At 60.3% G+C, this 15,334-nt stretch carries 12 protein-coding genes; 4 read left to right on the top strand and 8 right to left on the bottom strand.

All coding sequences use genetic code 11. The annotated features are described in order from the left end of the window. Positions 1-141 precede the first annotated feature (141 nt). From fabA to ACA072_RS21395, 3 genes are all read left to right on the top strand, one after another. Positions 142-657 (top strand): 3-hydroxyacyl-[acyl-carrier-protein] dehydratase FabA, encoded by a 516-nt coding sequence (gene fabA / locus ACA072_RS21385; RefSeq protein ID WP_008148022.1) that lies wholly within the window; start codon positions 142-144, stop codon positions 655-657. 11 nt (positions 658-668) lie between these two features. Continuing rightward, positions 669-1,889 carry a beta-ketoacyl-ACP synthase I gene (gene fabB, locus ACA072_RS21390; protein WP_461955223.1) on the top strand — a complete coding sequence of 407 codons (1,221 nt, stop codon included), beginning with the start codon at positions 669-671 and terminating at the stop codon, positions 1,887-1,889. Between the two features lie 443 nt (positions 1,890-2,332). Continuing rightward, positions 2,333-2,521 carry a hypothetical protein gene (locus ACA072_RS21395; protein WP_497620416.1) on the top strand — a complete coding sequence of 63 codons (189 nt, stop codon included), beginning with the start codon at positions 2,333-2,335 and terminating at the stop codon, positions 2,519-2,521. Between the two features lie 71 nt (positions 2,522-2,592). Here ACA072_RS21395 and ACA072_RS21400 read toward each other — a convergent pair whose 3' ends face one another. From ACA072_RS21400 to ACA072_RS21435, 8 genes are all read right to left on the bottom strand, one after another. Further along, entirely contained in the window at positions 2,593-3,135 is a 543-nt protein-coding gene (locus ACA072_RS21400) for a DUF2058 domain-containing protein (protein ID WP_497620418.1), read from the bottom strand. A 28-nt stretch (positions 3,136-3,163) separates the two neighbouring features. Further along, complete coding sequence (gene mazG, locus ACA072_RS21405; protein ID WP_497620420.1) at positions 3,164-3,997, bottom strand: nucleoside triphosphate pyrophosphohydrolase; 834 nt, start codon at positions 3,995-3,997, stop codon at positions 3,164-3,166. 158 nt (positions 3,998-4,155) lie between these two features. Then, on the bottom strand, positions 4,156-6,399 hold the full coding sequence (gene relA / locus ACA072_RS21410) for a GTP diphosphokinase (protein ID WP_497620422.1): 2,244 nt from the start codon (positions 6,397-6,399) through the stop codon (positions 4,156-4,158). 121 nt (positions 6,400-6,520) lie between these two features. After that, positions 6,521-7,873 carry a 23S rRNA (uracil(1939)-C(5))-methyltransferase RlmD gene (gene rlmD, locus ACA072_RS21415; protein WP_497620424.1) on the bottom strand — a complete coding sequence of 451 codons (1,353 nt, stop codon included), beginning with the start codon at positions 7,871-7,873 and terminating at the stop codon, positions 6,521-6,523. Beyond that, complete coding sequence (cysM, locus tag ACA072_RS21420) at positions 7,873-8,775, bottom strand: cysteine synthase CysM (protein ID WP_497620426.1); 903 nt, start codon at positions 8,773-8,775, stop codon at positions 7,873-7,875. Before cysM ends, rlmD begins: the two co-directional genes overlap by 1 nt. Before the next feature lie 107 nt (positions 8,776-8,882). Next, positions 8,883-9,905, bottom strand: coding sequence for a PDDEXK nuclease domain-containing protein (locus tag ACA072_RS21425; protein WP_497620428.1), 1,023 nt, complete (start codon positions 9,903-9,905; stop codon positions 8,883-8,885). A 181-nt stretch (positions 9,906-10,086) separates the two neighbouring features. Next, the gene (locus ACA072_RS21430; RefSeq protein ID WP_497620430.1) at positions 10,087-11,511 is read right to left on the bottom strand and encodes a sensor histidine kinase; all 1,425 of its coding nucleotides are present in this window, start codon (positions 11,509-11,511) and stop codon (positions 10,087-10,089) included. Then, entirely contained in the window at positions 11,498-12,220 is a 723-nt protein-coding gene (locus ACA072_RS21435; protein WP_497620431.1) for a response regulator transcription factor, read from the bottom strand. Before ACA072_RS21435 ends, ACA072_RS21430 begins: the two co-directional genes overlap by 14 nt. A gap of 214 nt (positions 12,221-12,434) precedes the next feature. Here ACA072_RS21435 and ACA072_RS21440 point away from each other — a divergent pair, with 214 nt between their 5' ends. Continuing rightward, positions 12,435-15,188 carry a response regulator gene (locus tag ACA072_RS21440; RefSeq protein ID WP_497620432.1) on the top strand — a complete coding sequence of 918 codons (2,754 nt, stop codon included), beginning with the start codon at positions 12,435-12,437 and terminating at the stop codon, positions 15,186-15,188. The last annotated feature ends 146 nt before the right edge of the window (positions 15,189-15,334 follow it).

The raw sequence follows: 15,334 nt of genomic DNA on the forward strand, positions 1-15,334 counted from the left end.
GTGTACATTCATGTCCTTGGTGCTGTGACTTTCACCACAACGCAATAGTCTATGAGTAGGCTGCTGATTCGAGGCATGAACGCCTCGATCGGCCGGGAAGATTTGCCCCACCCTGCCGCATGGGACTATTGAGGAGCTCGCATGACCCAACAAAACGCCTTTACTCGGGAAGACCTGCTGCGCTGCAGTCGCGGTGAGCTGTTCGGCCCAGGTAACGCACAACTGCCCGCCCCGAACATGCTGATGGTGGATCGCATCACCCATATCAGTGCCGAGGGTGGCAAGTACGGCAAAGGTGAATTGGTCGCCGAGCTGGATATCACTCCGGACTTGTGGTTTTTCGCCTGCCACTTCGAAGGTGATCCGGTGATGCCAGGCTGCCTGGGCCTCGACGCCATGTGGCAACTGGTCGGTTTCTTCCTCGGCTGGCAAGGTCTGCCGGGCCGCGGCCGGGCGCTGGGTTCGGGCGAAGTGAAATTCTTTGGCCAGGTCCTGCCGACCGCCAAGAAAGTCACCTATAACATTCAGATCAAGCGCGTGCTGAAGGGCAAGCTGAACCTGGCCATCGCCGATGGTTCGGTCAGTGTCGACGGCCGCGAGATCTATACCGCCGAAGGCCTTCGGGTCGGCGTTTTCACCTCCACTGACAACTTCTAAGGGTTATCCGCATGCGCCGCGTCGTTATCACTGGTCTGGGCATCGTATCGTGCCTGGGCAATGACAAAGAGACCGTCTCCGCTAACCTGCGTGCAAGCCGCCCTGGCATCCGGTTCAACCCGGAATATGCCGAAATGGGTCTGCGTAGCCAGGTTTCCGGCTCCATTGACCTTCCCCTCGAAGAGCTGATCGATCGCAAGATCTATCGCTTCGTCGGCCACGCGGCGGCGTACGCCTACCTGGCCATGAAAGATGCCATCGCCGACTCCGGTCTGACCGATGAGCAAGTCTCCAACCCGCGTACCGGCCTGATCGCCGGTTCCGGTGGCGCCTCCACGCTGAACCAGATGGAAGCGCTGGACATCCTGCGCGAGAAAGGTGTGAAGCGCGTTGGCCCGTACCGTGTAACGCGGACCATGAGCAGCACCGTTTCCGCTTGCCTGGCCACGCCGTTCAAGATCAAGGGCCTGAACTACTCCATCGCTTCTGCTTGCGCCACCAGTGCTCACTGCATCGGTACCGCCATGGAACAGATCCAGATGGGCAAGCAGGACATCGTGTTCGCCGGCGGCGGTGAAGAAGAACATTGGAGCCAGTCGTTCCTGTTCGACGCCATGGGCGCACTGTCCAGCCAGTACAACGAAACCCCGGAAAAAGCTTCCCGTGCCTACGACGCCAAGCGTGACGGTTTCGTCATCGCCGGCGGTGGCGGCATGGTCGTGGTCGAAGAGCTGGAACACGCTCTGGCCCGCGGCGCGAAGATCTACGCGGAAATCGTTGGCTACGGCGCGACCTCCGACGGCTACGACATGGTCGCCCCAAGCGGCGAAGGCGCCATCCGCTGCATGCAGATGGCCATGTCCACCGTTGACGCTCCGATCGACTACCTGAACACCCACGGCACTTCGACTCCGGTCGGCGACGTCGCGGAGATGAAAGGTGTGCGTGAAGTGTTCGGCGACAAGGCTCCGGCCATCAGCTCCACCAAGAGCCTGTCGGGTCACTCCCTGGGCGCCGCCGGCGTTCACGAAGCGATCTACTGCATGCTGATGATGGAAGGCAACTTCATGGCGGGTTCCGCCAACATCGACGAACTGGACCCGGAAGTGGCAGACATGCCGATTCTGACCAAGACTCGCGAAGACGCCACCATCAATACCGTGATGAGCAACAGCTTCGGCTTCGGTGGCACCAATGCCACGCTGGTACTGAAGCGCTGGCAGGGTAAGTAATACCCCGCCGCTACGCTGCACACAAAACGCCCCGACTGGTTCGGGGCGTTTTTTTTGTGCCCGAAGAAAATGACTTCACTGCCGCTCCCTGTAGCAGCTGGCGAAGCCTGCGTTCGGCGACGAAGTCGTCGTGAAATCAGCACCTCGGTATATCAGGCAAATCGCATTTGCAGGAATTACGACTGCTTCGCAGCCGAACGCAGGCTTCGCCAGCTGCTACAAGTCGTGCGTAGCCTGCAGTTTTGTTCTTCGTGAACATGAAGCTTTTGTCATAAAACTCAACACCCTGCGACCGAATGCCGCGTGTTTGGCGGGCTGTGGGACTTTCTCCGTTTTTGCAAAAGTCCGTTACCGAACTCAGTCGTTTACTTAGCAGGCTAACCAAACATATAACGGAGTCCTGCACACGCCTTGCTGCAGATAACAGAGATTGGAGCTAGCAGATGACTGTAAAAGTAACTGAACGCGACGATTCACATAAATCCCATGAAGGTATAGCCGCCGGTATCCGTATCTGGGATGTACATCAACAAGACATGCTGGTGGGGATGTTTCACTCCGAGACCGACGCGCACAGCTACAAGGCCGAACTGGAAACACTGGAGCAGCAACGAGCGCTCCAATCCGCATAAGCAATGACAGCATTGAAAACGACAAACCCCGCCATTGAGCGGGGTTTGTCGTTATTGAAGCCTTTAAAGGCTTACCACATCAGATCATCAGGGATCTGGTAGGCCGCGTACGGATCGTCCTCGGCAGCGACTTCTTCGGCTTTCACATTCAGCTGCACGATCCGCTGTGGATCGCGCTCCTGGATCTTCAGGGCCGCCTCACGCGGGATCACTTCGTAACCGCCGGCGTGGTGCACGATCGCCAGGAAGCCATTGCTCAACTGGTTGCGCATCAGCGTGTTGACGCAGAGGCGCTTGACCTTCTTGTCGTCAACGAAATTGTAGTAGTCCTCGGTGTTCAACTTCGGCAGGCGCGAGACTTCGATCAACTGCTTGATCTGGGCCGCGCGGGCTTTGGCCTCGACCTTTTCCTGCTGCTGACGGTTCAGCTCCTGGTCGCGCTTGACCTTCTCGGCCTTCGCTTCCTGGGCTGCACGCTGCTGCGAGTCATCGAGTTCAATCTGGCCTTTGTGGACAAGGCGTTGCTGCTTCTGCTTCTCTTTGCCGACCTGTTTGGCCTGCTTTTGGTTGACCAGCCCTGCTTTGAGCAACTGGTCGCGAAGGGAAATGCTCATGGTGCTTATTTCTCACTTAGGCAACTGCTCAACCGCAGCTGGGCAAATTCTTTTCCTGGCGTTTGGCTTCACCCCACAGGGCGTCCAACTCTTCGAGGGTGCAATCTTCTATGGGACGGAGGGTGTCGCGCAATGCCTGTTCGATAAAACGGAAGCGTCTTTCGAATTTGCTGTTGGCGCCACGCAGTGCAGTTTCCGGATCAACCTTCAAATGACGCGCCAGATTGACCACGGAAAACAGCAGGTCACCGACTTCATCGGCAATCGCTGCCGAGTCGTTGTCGGCCATGGCTTCGAGCACTTCATCAAGCTCCTCGCGGACCTTGTCCAGCACCGGCAAGGCGTCCGGCCAGTCGAAACCGACCTGCCCTGCGCGCTTCTGCAACTTCGCTGAGCGGGACAGTGCTGGCAGCGCGGCCGGTACATCATCGAGCAAGGACAGTTGTTCAGGTGCCGGAGATTTCTCGGCGCGTTCTTCAGCCTTGATCTCTTCCCAGCGCTGCTTGACCTGTTCTTCACTCAGACGCGGAACATCCAGCGGTGCGTAAAGATCGCCGGTGGGAAACACGTGAGGATGACGACGGATCAGCTTGCGGGTGATGCTGTCGATGACGCCGGCGAATTCGAAGCGCCCTTCTTCCCGGGCCAGCTGGCTGTAATAAACCACCTGGAACAGCAAATCGCCCAGCTCACCCTGCAAGTGATCGAAGTCTCCGCGCTCGATGGCGTCGGCGACTTCGTAGGCTTCCTCAAGGGTGTGCGGGACGATGGTGGCGTAGGTTTGCTTGATGTCCCACGGGCAGCCGAACTGCGGGTCGCGCAGACGGCTCATCAGGTGCAATAAATCTTCAAGTGAATACATCAATCAGTCTCTGCGAGAACTTGTGGAAGCGGGCTTGCTCGCGAAGACGGCGGCACATTCAACATCAATGTGTCCTTTAGACCGCTTTCGCGAGCAAGCCCGCTCCCACCCTGGATCGGTGCTGGACATGTCAGGTGTGGACACCACACATTCCATCATCACGGCGTACGGTTACGCCGGGTTTCGATGATATTCGGCAACTGGGAAATCCGCCCCAGCAACCGCCCCAGTGCATCCAGCCCCGGAATCTCGATGGTCAGGGACATCAACGCGGTGTTGTCCTCTTTGTTCGAGCGGGTGTTGACCGCCAGCACGTTGATCCGCTCGTTGAGCAGCACCTGCGACACGTCACGCAGCAGACCGGAACGGTCGTAGGCGCGGATGATGATGTCCACCGGATAAGTGAGCACCGGCACCGGGCCCCAGCTGACCTGGATGATCCGCTCCGGCTCGCGCCCACCCAGTTGCAGCACCGAGGCGCAGTCCTGACGGTGAATGCTCACGCCACGGCCCTGGGTGATGTAGCCGACGATGGCATCGCCCGGCAGCGGCTGGCAGCAACCGGCCATTTGCGTCATCAGGTTGCCGACGCCCTGGATCTGAATGTCGCCACGCTTGCCCGGTTTATAGCCGGTGGCTTTGCGCGGGATCAGTTCCAGCTGCTCGTTGCCGCGTTCCGGCTCGACCAGTTGTTGCGCCAGGTTCACCAGTTGCGCCAGGCGCAAATCACCGGCGCCCAACGCGGCGTACATGTCCTCGGCGGTCTTCATGTTGGCCTTGTCGGCCAGCTTGTCGAAGTCCACCGCGGGCAAGCCAAGGCGAGTGAGTTCGCGTTCGAGCAAGGTTTTGCCGGCCGCGACGTTCTGGTCGCGCGCCTGCAATTTGAACCAGTGAACGATCTTCGCCCGCGCTCGCGAGGTGGTGATGTAACCCAGGTTCGAGTTCAGCCAGTCACGACTCGGGGTGCCGTGCTTGCTGGTGATGATCTCGACCTGTTCACCGGTTTGCAGGCTGTAGTTGAGCGGTACGATGCGCCCGTTGATCTTCGCGCCACGGCAGTTGTGACCGATTTCGGTGTGCACGCGGTAGGCGAAGTCCAGCGGCGTCGAGCCCTTCGGCAGGTCGATGGCGTGACCGTCCGGGGTAAAGATGTAGACCCGGTCCGGCTCGATATCGACCCGCAGCTGTTCGGCCAGACCGCCGATGTCGCCCAGCTCTTCATGCCACTCGAGCACCTGACGCAGCCAGGAGATTTTCTCTTCGTAGTGATTGGAGCCGGATTTGACGTCGGTGCCCTTGTACTTCCAGTGCGCGCAAACGCCCAACTCGGCTTCTTCGTGCATGGCGTGGGTGCGGATCTGCACTTCCAGCACCTTGCCCTCGGGCCCGATCACCGCGGTGTGCAGCGAGCGGTAGCCGTTCTCTTTCGGGTTGGCGATGTAGTCGTCGAATTCTTTCGGGATGTGGCGCCACAAGGTGTGGACGATGCCAAGCGCGGTGTAGCAGTCGCGCATTTCCGGCACCAGCACGCGCACGGCACGCACGTCGTAGATCTGGCTGAACTCCAGACCCTTGCGCTGCATTTTGCGCCAGATCGAATAGATGTGTTTGGCCCGACCGCTGATGTCGGCATCGACGCCGGTGGCCTGCAATTCGACTTTCAGCTGGCTCATCACATCGGCGATGAAACGCTCGCGATCCAGGCGCCGCTCGTGGAGCAACTTGGCGATCTGCTTGTATTGATCGGGCTCAAGGTAACGGAAGGACAAGTCCTCCAGTTCCCATTTGATATGACCGATGCCGAGGCGGTGGGCGAGTGGCGCGTAAATGTCGAAGACTTCACGGGCAACGCGGTTGCGCTTCTCGTCGTCGGCGGTTTTCACCGCACGGATCGCACAGGTGCGCTCAGCCAGTTTGATCAGCGCGACGCGAACGTCGTCGACCATGGCCACGAGCATTTTGCGCAGGTTTTCGACCTGGCCTTGCGTGCCCAGCACCAGCGATTGACGGGGGCTCAGGCTGGCGCTGATCGCCGCCATGCGCAACACGCCGTCGATGAGTTTGGCGACCACCGGACCGAAGCGCTGGCTGACCGCCGGCAGTTCGATCTGGCCTTCGCGCACGCCGCGGTACAGGACCGCTGCGACCAACGAATCCTGATCCAGTTTGAGGTCGGCGAGAATCTCGGCGATCTCAAGGCCCGTGCGGAAACTCGAGGTCCCTTCAGACCATAGATTCTTCGCCGCATTGGCTTGTTGTTCAGACACGCGAGCGAACTCGCACGCTTCCTTCAAGGCTTCGCGATCCAGTGCCAGATCGACACTGACCGCATGATCGAGCCAAGCCTCGAGATTGATACTGCCGTCGGTGTTGATCGGCTGGTGTGCTCTCACCTGTACCATCTTGCTTACCTTCCCTACGACGCAGATTCAATGCGTCAATTCGCTGACCTTCATTGCCCGATTGCCCTCACGGGGCTATGCGAGAGCAGCACGGGCGGCCAGTCGGACCAGACGAGCCGTCCTAGCTCGCTTCAAATAACGCCATGGCCTCGACATGTGCCGTCTGAGGAAACATATCGAGAATCCCGGCACGTTTTAACCGGTAGCCCTGCTTGATCAATTCGGCCGTATCGCGCGCCAGCGTTGCCGGGTTGCACGACACGTACACCAACCGCTTGGCGCCCAGGGACGCCAGCTTGCGCACGACCTCGAAAGCACCGTCACGCGGTGGGTCCAAGAGTACCGCACAAAAGCCTTCGCGCGCCCATTCGGCATCGGACAAAGGCTGGGATAAATCGGCCTGAAAAAACTTTGCGTTATGCAGATTATTGCTAGCCGCATTGTCGGCCGCGCGCTCGACCATTGCCTGCACGCCTTCCACCGCTACCACTTCGCGAACGGCTTTGGCCAAGGGCAAAGCAAAGTTACCCAACCCACAGAATAGATCGAGAACGCGCTCATCCGCTGTCGGCTTCAGCCACTCCAGCGCCTGGGCAATCATCGCTTCGTTGACCCCGGCGTTGACCTGGATGAAATCCCCCGGCCGGTACGCCAGGTTCAAGTCCCACTGCTCCAAGCGATAACCCAGCGACTGATCGGCCTCGACCGGTTGTGGTTCGCCGTCTCCATGCAGCCACAACTGGGCTTCATGGAACGCGCAGAAATCCTTGAGGATCGTCAGGTCGGCGTCGGACAACGGCGCCATGTGCCGCAGCAAAACGGCCAGCGACGATCCGGCGAACAATTCCACATGCCCGAGCGCCTGAGGTTTGCTCAAGCGTCGAAGCATTTCCGGCAAACGGGTCATGATCGGCTGCAAGGGCTGTACCAGCACCGTGCATTCGTTGATGGCCACGATGTCCTGACTGCCTGCCGCGCGGAACCCGACTTCGAGCTTCTTCGCTTTCATGTCCCAACGTACCGCCACTCGGGCGCGACGGCGGTAACCGAATTCCGGACCGCTCAATGGCGCTGCCCACTCTTGGGGTTCGACGCCGGCGACCTTGGACAGTTGCTCGGCGAGCATGCGCTGTTTGAGGGCGAGTTGTTCGGTGTGCGGCAGATGTTGCACGCTGCAACCGCCGCAACGACCGGCATGCGGACAGGGGGCCGGACGACGCAATTCGCTGGCCTGGAACACACGTTCGGTGCGCGCCTCGACCACTTTGCCGTGGGCGCCCAATACGCGCGCCTCGACTTCTTCACCGGCCAATGCGCCGATGACGAACCAGGTGCGGCCTTCGAAAAACGCGATACCGCGACCGTCATTGGCCAGGCGCTCGATGCTCAAGCGCTGCTTTTTGCCGGTCGGAATTTGCGGGGCCTTGCTGCCACCGGTGGGTTGGAAGCGCAGGCCTCTCTCTTGCTTGGCCATCAGTTGGGCGCGTCGAAAATGCCGGTCGACAAGTAACGGTCGCCACGGTCGCAGATGATCGCGACGATCACCGCGTTTTCAACTTCCCGGGACAGGCGCAGCATGGCTGCCACGGCACCGCCCGAGGACACGCCGCAGAAGATGCCTTCTTCGCGGGCCAGACGACGGGTCACGTCTTCGGCTTCGCTTTGCGCCATGTCGACGATCCGGTCCACGCGCTCGGCCTGGTAGATCTTCGGCAGGTATTCCTGCGGCCAGCGACGGATGCCTGGAATCGCCGAACCTTCCATCGGTTGCAGGCCGATGATCTGCACGTTGTCGCTCTGCTCTTTCAAGTAGCGCGACACGCCCATGATGGTGCCGGTGGTGCCCATCGAACTGACGAAATGGGTGATGGTGCCCTCGGTCTGGCGCCAGATTTCCGGGCCGGTGGTGGTGTAGTGCGCTTGCGGGTTATCCCCGTTGGCGAACTGATCCAGCACCTTGCCGCGGCCTTCTGCTTCCATTCGCTGGGCGAGGTCGCGCGCGCCTTCCATGCCTTCTTCCTGGGTGACCAGAATCAGCTCGGCGCCATAGGCCGTCATCGCGGCTTTACGCTCGGCGCTGGAGTTGTCCGGCATGATCAGGATCATCTTGTAACCCTTGATCGCGGCAGCCATGGCCAGCGCAATACCGGTGTTACCCGAGGTCGCTTCGATCAGCGTATCGCCGGCGTGGATCTGCCCGCGCAATTCCGCGCGGGTAATCATCGACAGCGCCGGACGGTCCTTGACCGAACCCGCCGGGTTATTCCCTTCGAGCTTGAGCAAAAGGGTATTGCTGGTGGCGCCAGGCAGGCGCTGCAAACGGACCAGCGGAGTGTTGCCGACGCAATCGGCGATGGTTGGGTACTGCAAGGTCATGGCGTATTCGCAATCCAGACTGCGGGGGCGCCTATCATACCGGCAAACCTGCGCAGGCCATATCACGCAAAGTGTGGTGCTTATGGCTTATGGGAATAAGCGGCTGTTCAGGACTGTTCTCCCTGCGCAATATTCAATGCATAGAACTCATGCAACTTGGCCTGCAGTAACTGTTTGTCCGGTAGCTGAACCTGATATTCAGCAATCAACGCTGGCGACAGGCTGCGGTTGAGGGCGTACTCGACCACTTCGTCATCCTTGCTGGCACAGAGCAGCACACCAATGGCCGGGTTTTCGTGGCATTTGCGTTCATTGCGGTCCAGCGCTTCCAGATAGAAGTTGAGCTTGCCCAGATACTCCGGTTCGAAACGCCCGACCTTGAGTTCAATGGCCACCAGGCAGTTGAGCCCACGGTGGAAGAACAATAGGTCCAGAGCAAAATCACGCCCTCCAACTTGCAGTTGGTATTGGGAGCCGACGAAGCAGAAGTCGCGGCCAAGCTCGATCAGAAATTCCTTGAGGCGCGCCAGCAACCCTTTATGCAGATCCGTTTCGGCATGCCCCCCGGGCAGGTCGAGAAACTCGAGCATGTAGGCGTCACGGAATATCTCAAGTGCCGCCGGGTGAGTTTGTCTCAGCGCTGCTGAGACTTTTGCCGGTTGGGTCACACTGCGCTCGAACAAGGCAGCTTTGAACTGACGTTCAAGCTCACGCGTCGACCATCTCTCCTGAATCGCCATACGCAGGTAAAACTCACGCTCCTCCGGAAGCTTTCCCTGACTTAAAATAAGTAGATTATGGGTCCAGGGTAATTGTGTCAGCAGTGCTGACACTATTTCATCGTCCCGATAAGCCTCGTAGAACTGACGCATACGAAACAGATTGCGCCTGTTAAAGCCACGCAACCCTGGTTGAGTCTGCGCCAGATGCTCGGCCAGTTGATTGACCACCAAATCCCCCCACTCAGCCTGTTCCAGCTTGCGACTGATGTAAGCACCAACCTGCCAATACAGTTCGATCAGTTGGGTATTGACCGCCTGCATGGCTTGCAATTTGGCACTGTGAATCAGCTCAAGTACCTCATCGAAACGGACATCTGCTGTGCTGCCGGCAACATTGGGTGCATTCATGCCCAACTCCTTGAGGACGAGGAAAAGCGAGACTCTAATCCGTCAAGGCAGCCATAAGGTGTCGGCGACACGCTTTGGGAAAGGTCGTACAAAAAAACGCGAACGCTCCGGCAAAATCAGAATGGAGGTCGCGGGAGGACCTCTTCGCGAGCAAGCCCGCTTCCACAGGGATCGGGTTTGGTCACACGATTTGTGGGAGACACACATCCACTGTGGGAGCGATCCTGCCCGCGAAGGCGTCATCACTGACGCCATCAATCTCAGCCACTAACCGCATATTGAGCCGCAACCCACGCCCAGTGTTCTGTGCCCAAAGACTCCCGCCCTGACGCTTCACCGCATTCCTCGCAATGCTCAACCCCAACCCGAACCCACCATCCCCCGGCCGCGAACCGTCGAGTCGAATGAACGGGCAGAAGATCCGCTCAAGATCCGCCTCAGCCACCCCGCCGCCCTCATCCTCCAGCCACAAATGCCAGAAGTCGCCATCGCGCTGACCGCCGAGCCGCACGATGCCGCCACTCGGTGAATGACGGATGGCGTTGCGCAGAATATTTTCCAGCGCCTGGGCCAAGGTGTTGAGATTGCCCCTCACCCAGCACGACGAATCCACCGCACACTGCAACTGGCTCGCCGGCCAGCCGCTTTCATAACAGGCGTTTTCGGTGAGCATTTCCCACAGCGCCTGGACCTGAATCGCTTCGTCGGGCAACGGCGCGCGCTCGGTGTCGAGCCAGGCCAGTTGCAGCGTGTCTTCCACCAGGCGCTGCATGCCATCGACTTCTCGACCAATGCGCTCGCGCAATTGCGCCAGCCCCTGCTCGCTTTCGCTGGCAACCCGCAGACGACTCAGCGGCGTACGCAGTTCATGGGACAAATCGCGCAGCAATTGCTGTTGCAGGGCCACGGTGCTTTGCAGCCGTTCGGCCATGTGATCGAACGCGCGGCCCAGCTCACCGAGTTCATCGGACCGATTGGTGGTGTGGCTCGACAGACGCACGTTCAACTGGTCGGCGCGCCAGGCATTGGCCTGTTCGCGTAACTGGTTCAACGGCACGACCAGTAATCGATAAAGACCGACGCACAATAAAAGGGTGAACAGGCCGGGGATCACTCCATTGGTGATCACGCGCCAGAACACCCGGTATTGGCCCGGCATGAAGCGTTGGGGCAGTTCGATGACCAGGCTGCCAGCGGTCGCGTCGCCGGGAAACGGCACCCGCAGCCACGGCAGGCGTTTCTTGTGAATGGGCCAATCCAGGCCGCGGAGAAAGGTCAGGCGCTCGATGTCCTTGTCTATCAGCGGCTGGCCGCTCAACGACTGTAAATCACCGCCAATGACACCGACCCAACCCGCTTCGCGCTGTCGCATGGTGTGTAGCCAGCGATCCACGCCCGCACGCTGGCCCTGCCGCCACGCCTGTTCCGCTTCGGCCGCATACCCCGTCAGCGTGCCCCGGGCCTCATCGGACAGAAACTGGTTCCGTTGCTCCATGTAGCGGCCCCAGGACCAACTCAGCCAGATCATCAGCAGACAGAACGCCACCAGCAGACACGCCAGTTTCCAGAACAGCGAGTGCCGGCCCGGCAGGTCAGACCATTTCATCGGCCGAACTCAACACGTAACCCTTGCCCCAGACCGTGCGTACTTCCCGCTCGGTGTAGCCGATGCCTTTGAGTTTGCGGCGGATCTGGCTGATGTGCATGTCGAGGCTGCGGTCATGGGCCGCGAAACCGCGTTGTAGCACGTGCTGGTAAAGGAAGGCTTTGCTCAGCACTTCATCGCCATTGCGATTCAGTGTGTCCAGCAATCGATACTCGCTGCGGGTCAGGCCGGCGGCGTGTTCGCCATAGAAAACCTCGCTGAGTTCGTCATCGAAACGCAGGCTGTCGACCGGGGCCGCGACCGCTGCCGGCTCCGGCCGACGGTCGAGCGCCACCCGGCGCAGAATCGCTTCGATGCGCACACGCAACTCGGCCATGCTGAAGGGTTTGGGCAGGTAATCATCGGCCCCGAGGCGAAAACCGCTGATGCGATCCGCTTCCGCGCCCAGCGCTGACATCAGCACCACCGGGGTCGAATGGCTCTGGCGCAATTGCGTCAGCACGTTCAAGCCGTTCAGCCCTGGCAGCAAAATATCCATCAACACCACGTCGAAGGGCTGCCGGCGCGCAATGTCCAGGCCTTCCTGGCCGTTCTGGCACCAGGTCACCTGGAAACCGCAGCGGCCCAAATGCTCGTGCACATAAGCACCGAGGACGAGGTCGTCTTCGATGGACAGGATGCGCGGGTGGCCAACAGAGATGGGAGTCATGAGTATCTGCAAATAATTCTCAGTTGGCGATTATTCAAGATTGCCCGCCGATGGGCAACCCAAGGTTTGCCCGTGGCGCAAAAGCGGCAATCCAGCCGACGAATGACGACATCAATTTTACGAAGATTGCCTGCCTGCAAATCGCTACACTGGCCCGGTGGCGCGTGCCGGACGTACGTGCAGGTCAATCAATAGCTGGATGCAGGAGAGATGCGTGCTCAAGAAACTGGGAATTAAAGGCCGCGTGCTGTTGCTGACCCTGTTGCCGACCACCCTGATGGCGCTGGTCCTGGGCGGCTATTTCACCTGGACGCAGCAATCGGACCTGCAAGCCCAATTGATGCAGCGCGGCGAGATGATCGCCGAACAGCTCGCGCCCTTGGTCGCCCCGGCCATGGGCCACAAAGACAATGAGTTGCTGGAGCGCATCGCCACCCAGTCGCTGGAAACACCGGACGTACGCGCCGTGACCTTTCTCGCCCCCGACCGCACACCCGTGGCCCACGCTGGCCCGACCATGCTCAACCCCGCGCCGATGGGCAGTGGCGCGCAGATGTTGCGCCGCAGTGGTAACGATGCGACGCGTTATCTGCTGCCGGTATTCGGCAAGCACCGCAACCTCGCCGGCGACCTGATCCCGGATGAAGCCGAGCGCCTGCTGGGCTGGGTCGAGCTCGAACTGTCCCACAGCGGCATGCTGCTGCGCGGTTACCGTAGTCTATTCGCCAGCCTGCTGCTGATCGGCGCGGGCCTGGCCGGTGCGGCACTGCTCGCCTTGCGCATGGGCCGGACCATCAACCGGCCGATCAGCCAGATCAAACTGGCGGTGGCGCAACTCAAGGACGGTCACCTGGAGACCCGCCTGCCGCCCCTTGGCAGCCAGGAACTGGATGAGCTCGCGTCCGGCATCAACCGCATGGCCGGCACGCTGCAAAACGCTCAGGAAGAATTGCAGAACAGCGTCGACCAGGCCACCGAGGACGTGCGCCAGAACCTGGAAACCATCGAGATCCAGAACATCGAGCTGGACCTGGCGCGCAAGGAAGCCCTGGAAGCGAGCCGGATCAAATCCGAGTTCCTGGCCAACATGAGCCATGAAATCCGCACGCCACTCAATGGCATTCTCGGTTTCACGCACCTCTTGCAAAAAAGCGAGCTGACCCCGCGCCAGCTCGACTATCTGGGCACCATCGAGAAGTCTGCCGACAGCCTGCTAGGGATCATCAACGAGATCCTCGACTTCTCGAAAATCGAGGCCGGCAAACTGGTACTCGACAATATTCCGTTCAACCTGCGCGACCTTTTGCAGGACACGCTGACCATCCTCGCCCCGGCCGCCCATGCCAAACAGCTTGAGCTGGTGAGCCTGGTGTATCGCGACACGCCGTTGTCGCTGGTGGGCGATCCGCTGCGACTCAAGCAGATCCTCACCAACCTGGTGAGCAACGCGATCAAGTTCACCCGCGAAGGCACCATCGTCGCCCGGGCCATGCTTGAAGAAGAACACGAAGACAGCGTGCAACTGCGCATCAGCATTCAGGACACCGGCATCGGCCTGTCGAACCAGGACGTGCGCGCCCTGTTCCAGGCGTTCAGCCAGGCCGACAACTCGCTGTCCCGCCAGCCAGGGGGCACCGGCCTCGGTCTGGTGATTTCCAAGCGCCTGATCGAGCAGATGGGCGGCGAGATCGGCGTCGACAGTACGCCGGGCGAAGGCTCGGAATTCTGGATCAGCCTCAGCCTGCCCAAGACCCGCGACGACGCTGAAGACCTGCCCGGCCCACCGCTGCTCGGGCGCCGCGTGGCGGTGTTGGAAAACCATGAATTGGCGCGTCAAGCCTTACAGCATCAGCTGGAAGATTGCGGTTTGGTCGTGACGCCGTTCAATACTCTGGAAAGCCTGGCCAATGGCGTCACCGGGGCGCATCAGACCGATCAGGCGATCGACCTGGCGGTGCTTGGCATCACCAGCAACGACATGCCGCCGGAGCGCCTCAACCAACACATCTGGGACCTCGAACACCTGGGCTGCAAAGTGCTGGTGCTGTGCCCGACCACCGAGCAGACGCTGTTCCACCTCTCGGTGCCCAACCCGCACAGTCAGCTTCAGGCCAAGCCAGCCTGCACGCGCAAACTTCGTCGGGCGTTGTCCGATCTGGTCAACCCGCGCCAGCAGCGCAGCGAACCCGGCGAACCGGTGTCCAGCCGCGCGCCGAAAGTGCTGTGCGTCGACGACAACCCGGCCAATTTGTTGCTGGTGCAAACCCTGCTTGAAGACATGGGCGCCAAGGTGCTCGCGGTGGAAAGCGGTTACGCGGCGGTCAAAGCGGTGCAAAGCGAGACCTTTGACCTGGTGTTGATGGACGTGCAAATGCCCGGCATGGACGGGCGTCAAAGCACCGAGGCGATTCGCCAGTGGGAAAGCGAGCGGCATTGCACGCCACTGCCGATCGTCGCCCTCACCGCCCACGCCATGGCCAATGAAAAACGCGCGCTGCTGCAAAGCGGCATGGACGACTACCTGACCAAACCGATCAGCGAACGGCAACTGGCCCAGGTGGTGTTGAAGTGGACTGGCCTGGCGTTGCGCAATCACGGACCGGAGCGCTCCAGCGACAGCCATGGTGGCGCCCATGAATTGCAGGTGCTCGACCACGACGAAGGTTTGCGCCTGGCTGCCGGCAAAGCCGATCTGGCCGCCGACATGCTCGCGATGTTGCTGGCCTCACTGGAAGCCGACCGCGAGGCCATTCGCATGGCCCGGGAAACCAATGACCATAACGCCTTGATCGAGCGCGTTCACCGTCTGCACGGCGCGACCCGTTATTGCGGCGTCCCGCAACTGCGTGCTGCCTGCCAGCGCAGCGAAACCCTGCTCAAGCAACAGGACCCGAAAGCCTCCGGTGCGCTGGAAGATCTCGACCGGGCGATCAATCGCCTGGCCGCCCACGCCCGAATAAACGCTTGATGCAGCGCAATGGCACCGCCCCCCATCGGCGCTAAGCTCACGGGCACTGTAGCAGCTGGCGAAGCCTGCGTCCGGCGACGCAGTCGTCGTAAAAATCAGGCGCTGCGGTCATTCAGGTAAACCGCGCTTGCCGGGTTTACGACGAC

This window comes from Pseudomonas sp. LBUM1656 (genome assembly GCF_059716065.1).

Bases quoted from the DNA above. Each gene is read 5' to 3' on its own strand.
- fabA (WP_008148022.1), top strand. From the start codon at position 142: ATGACCCAACAAAACGCCTTTACTCGGGAAGACCTGCTGCGCTGCAGT.
- fabB (WP_461955223.1), top strand. From the start codon at position 669: ATGCGCCGCGTCGTTATCACTGGTCTGGGCATCGTATCGTGCCTGGGC.
- ACA072_RS21395 (WP_497620416.1), top strand. From the start codon at position 2,333: ATGACTGTAAAAGTAACTGAACGCGACGATTCACATAAATCCCATGAA.
- ACA072_RS21400 (WP_497620418.1), bottom strand. From the start codon at position 3,135: ATGAGCATTTCCCTTCGCGACCAGTTGCTCAAAGCAGGGCTGGTCAAC.
- mazG (WP_497620420.1), bottom strand. From the start codon at position 3,997: ATGTATTCACTTGAAGATTTATTGCACCTGATGAGCCGTCTGCGCGAC.
- relA (WP_497620422.1), bottom strand. From the start codon at position 6,399: ATGGTACAGGTGAGAGCACACCAGCCGATCAACACCGACGGCAGTATC.
- rlmD (WP_497620424.1), bottom strand. From the start codon at position 7,873: ATGGCCAAGCAAGAGAGAGGCCTGCGCTTCCAACCCACCGGTGGCAGC.
- cysM (WP_497620426.1), bottom strand. From the start codon at position 8,775: ATGACCTTGCAGTACCCAACCATCGCCGATTGCGTCGGCAACACTCCG.
- ACA072_RS21425 (WP_497620428.1), bottom strand. From the start codon at position 9,905: ATGAATGCACCCAATGTTGCCGGCAGCACAGCAGATGTCCGTTTCGAT.
- ACA072_RS21430 (WP_497620430.1), bottom strand. From the start codon at position 11,511: ATGAAATGGTCTGACCTGCCGGGCCGGCACTCGCTGTTCTGGAAACTG.
- ACA072_RS21435 (WP_497620431.1), bottom strand. From the start codon at position 12,220: ATGACTCCCATCTCTGTTGGCCACCCGCGCATCCTGTCCATCGAAGAC.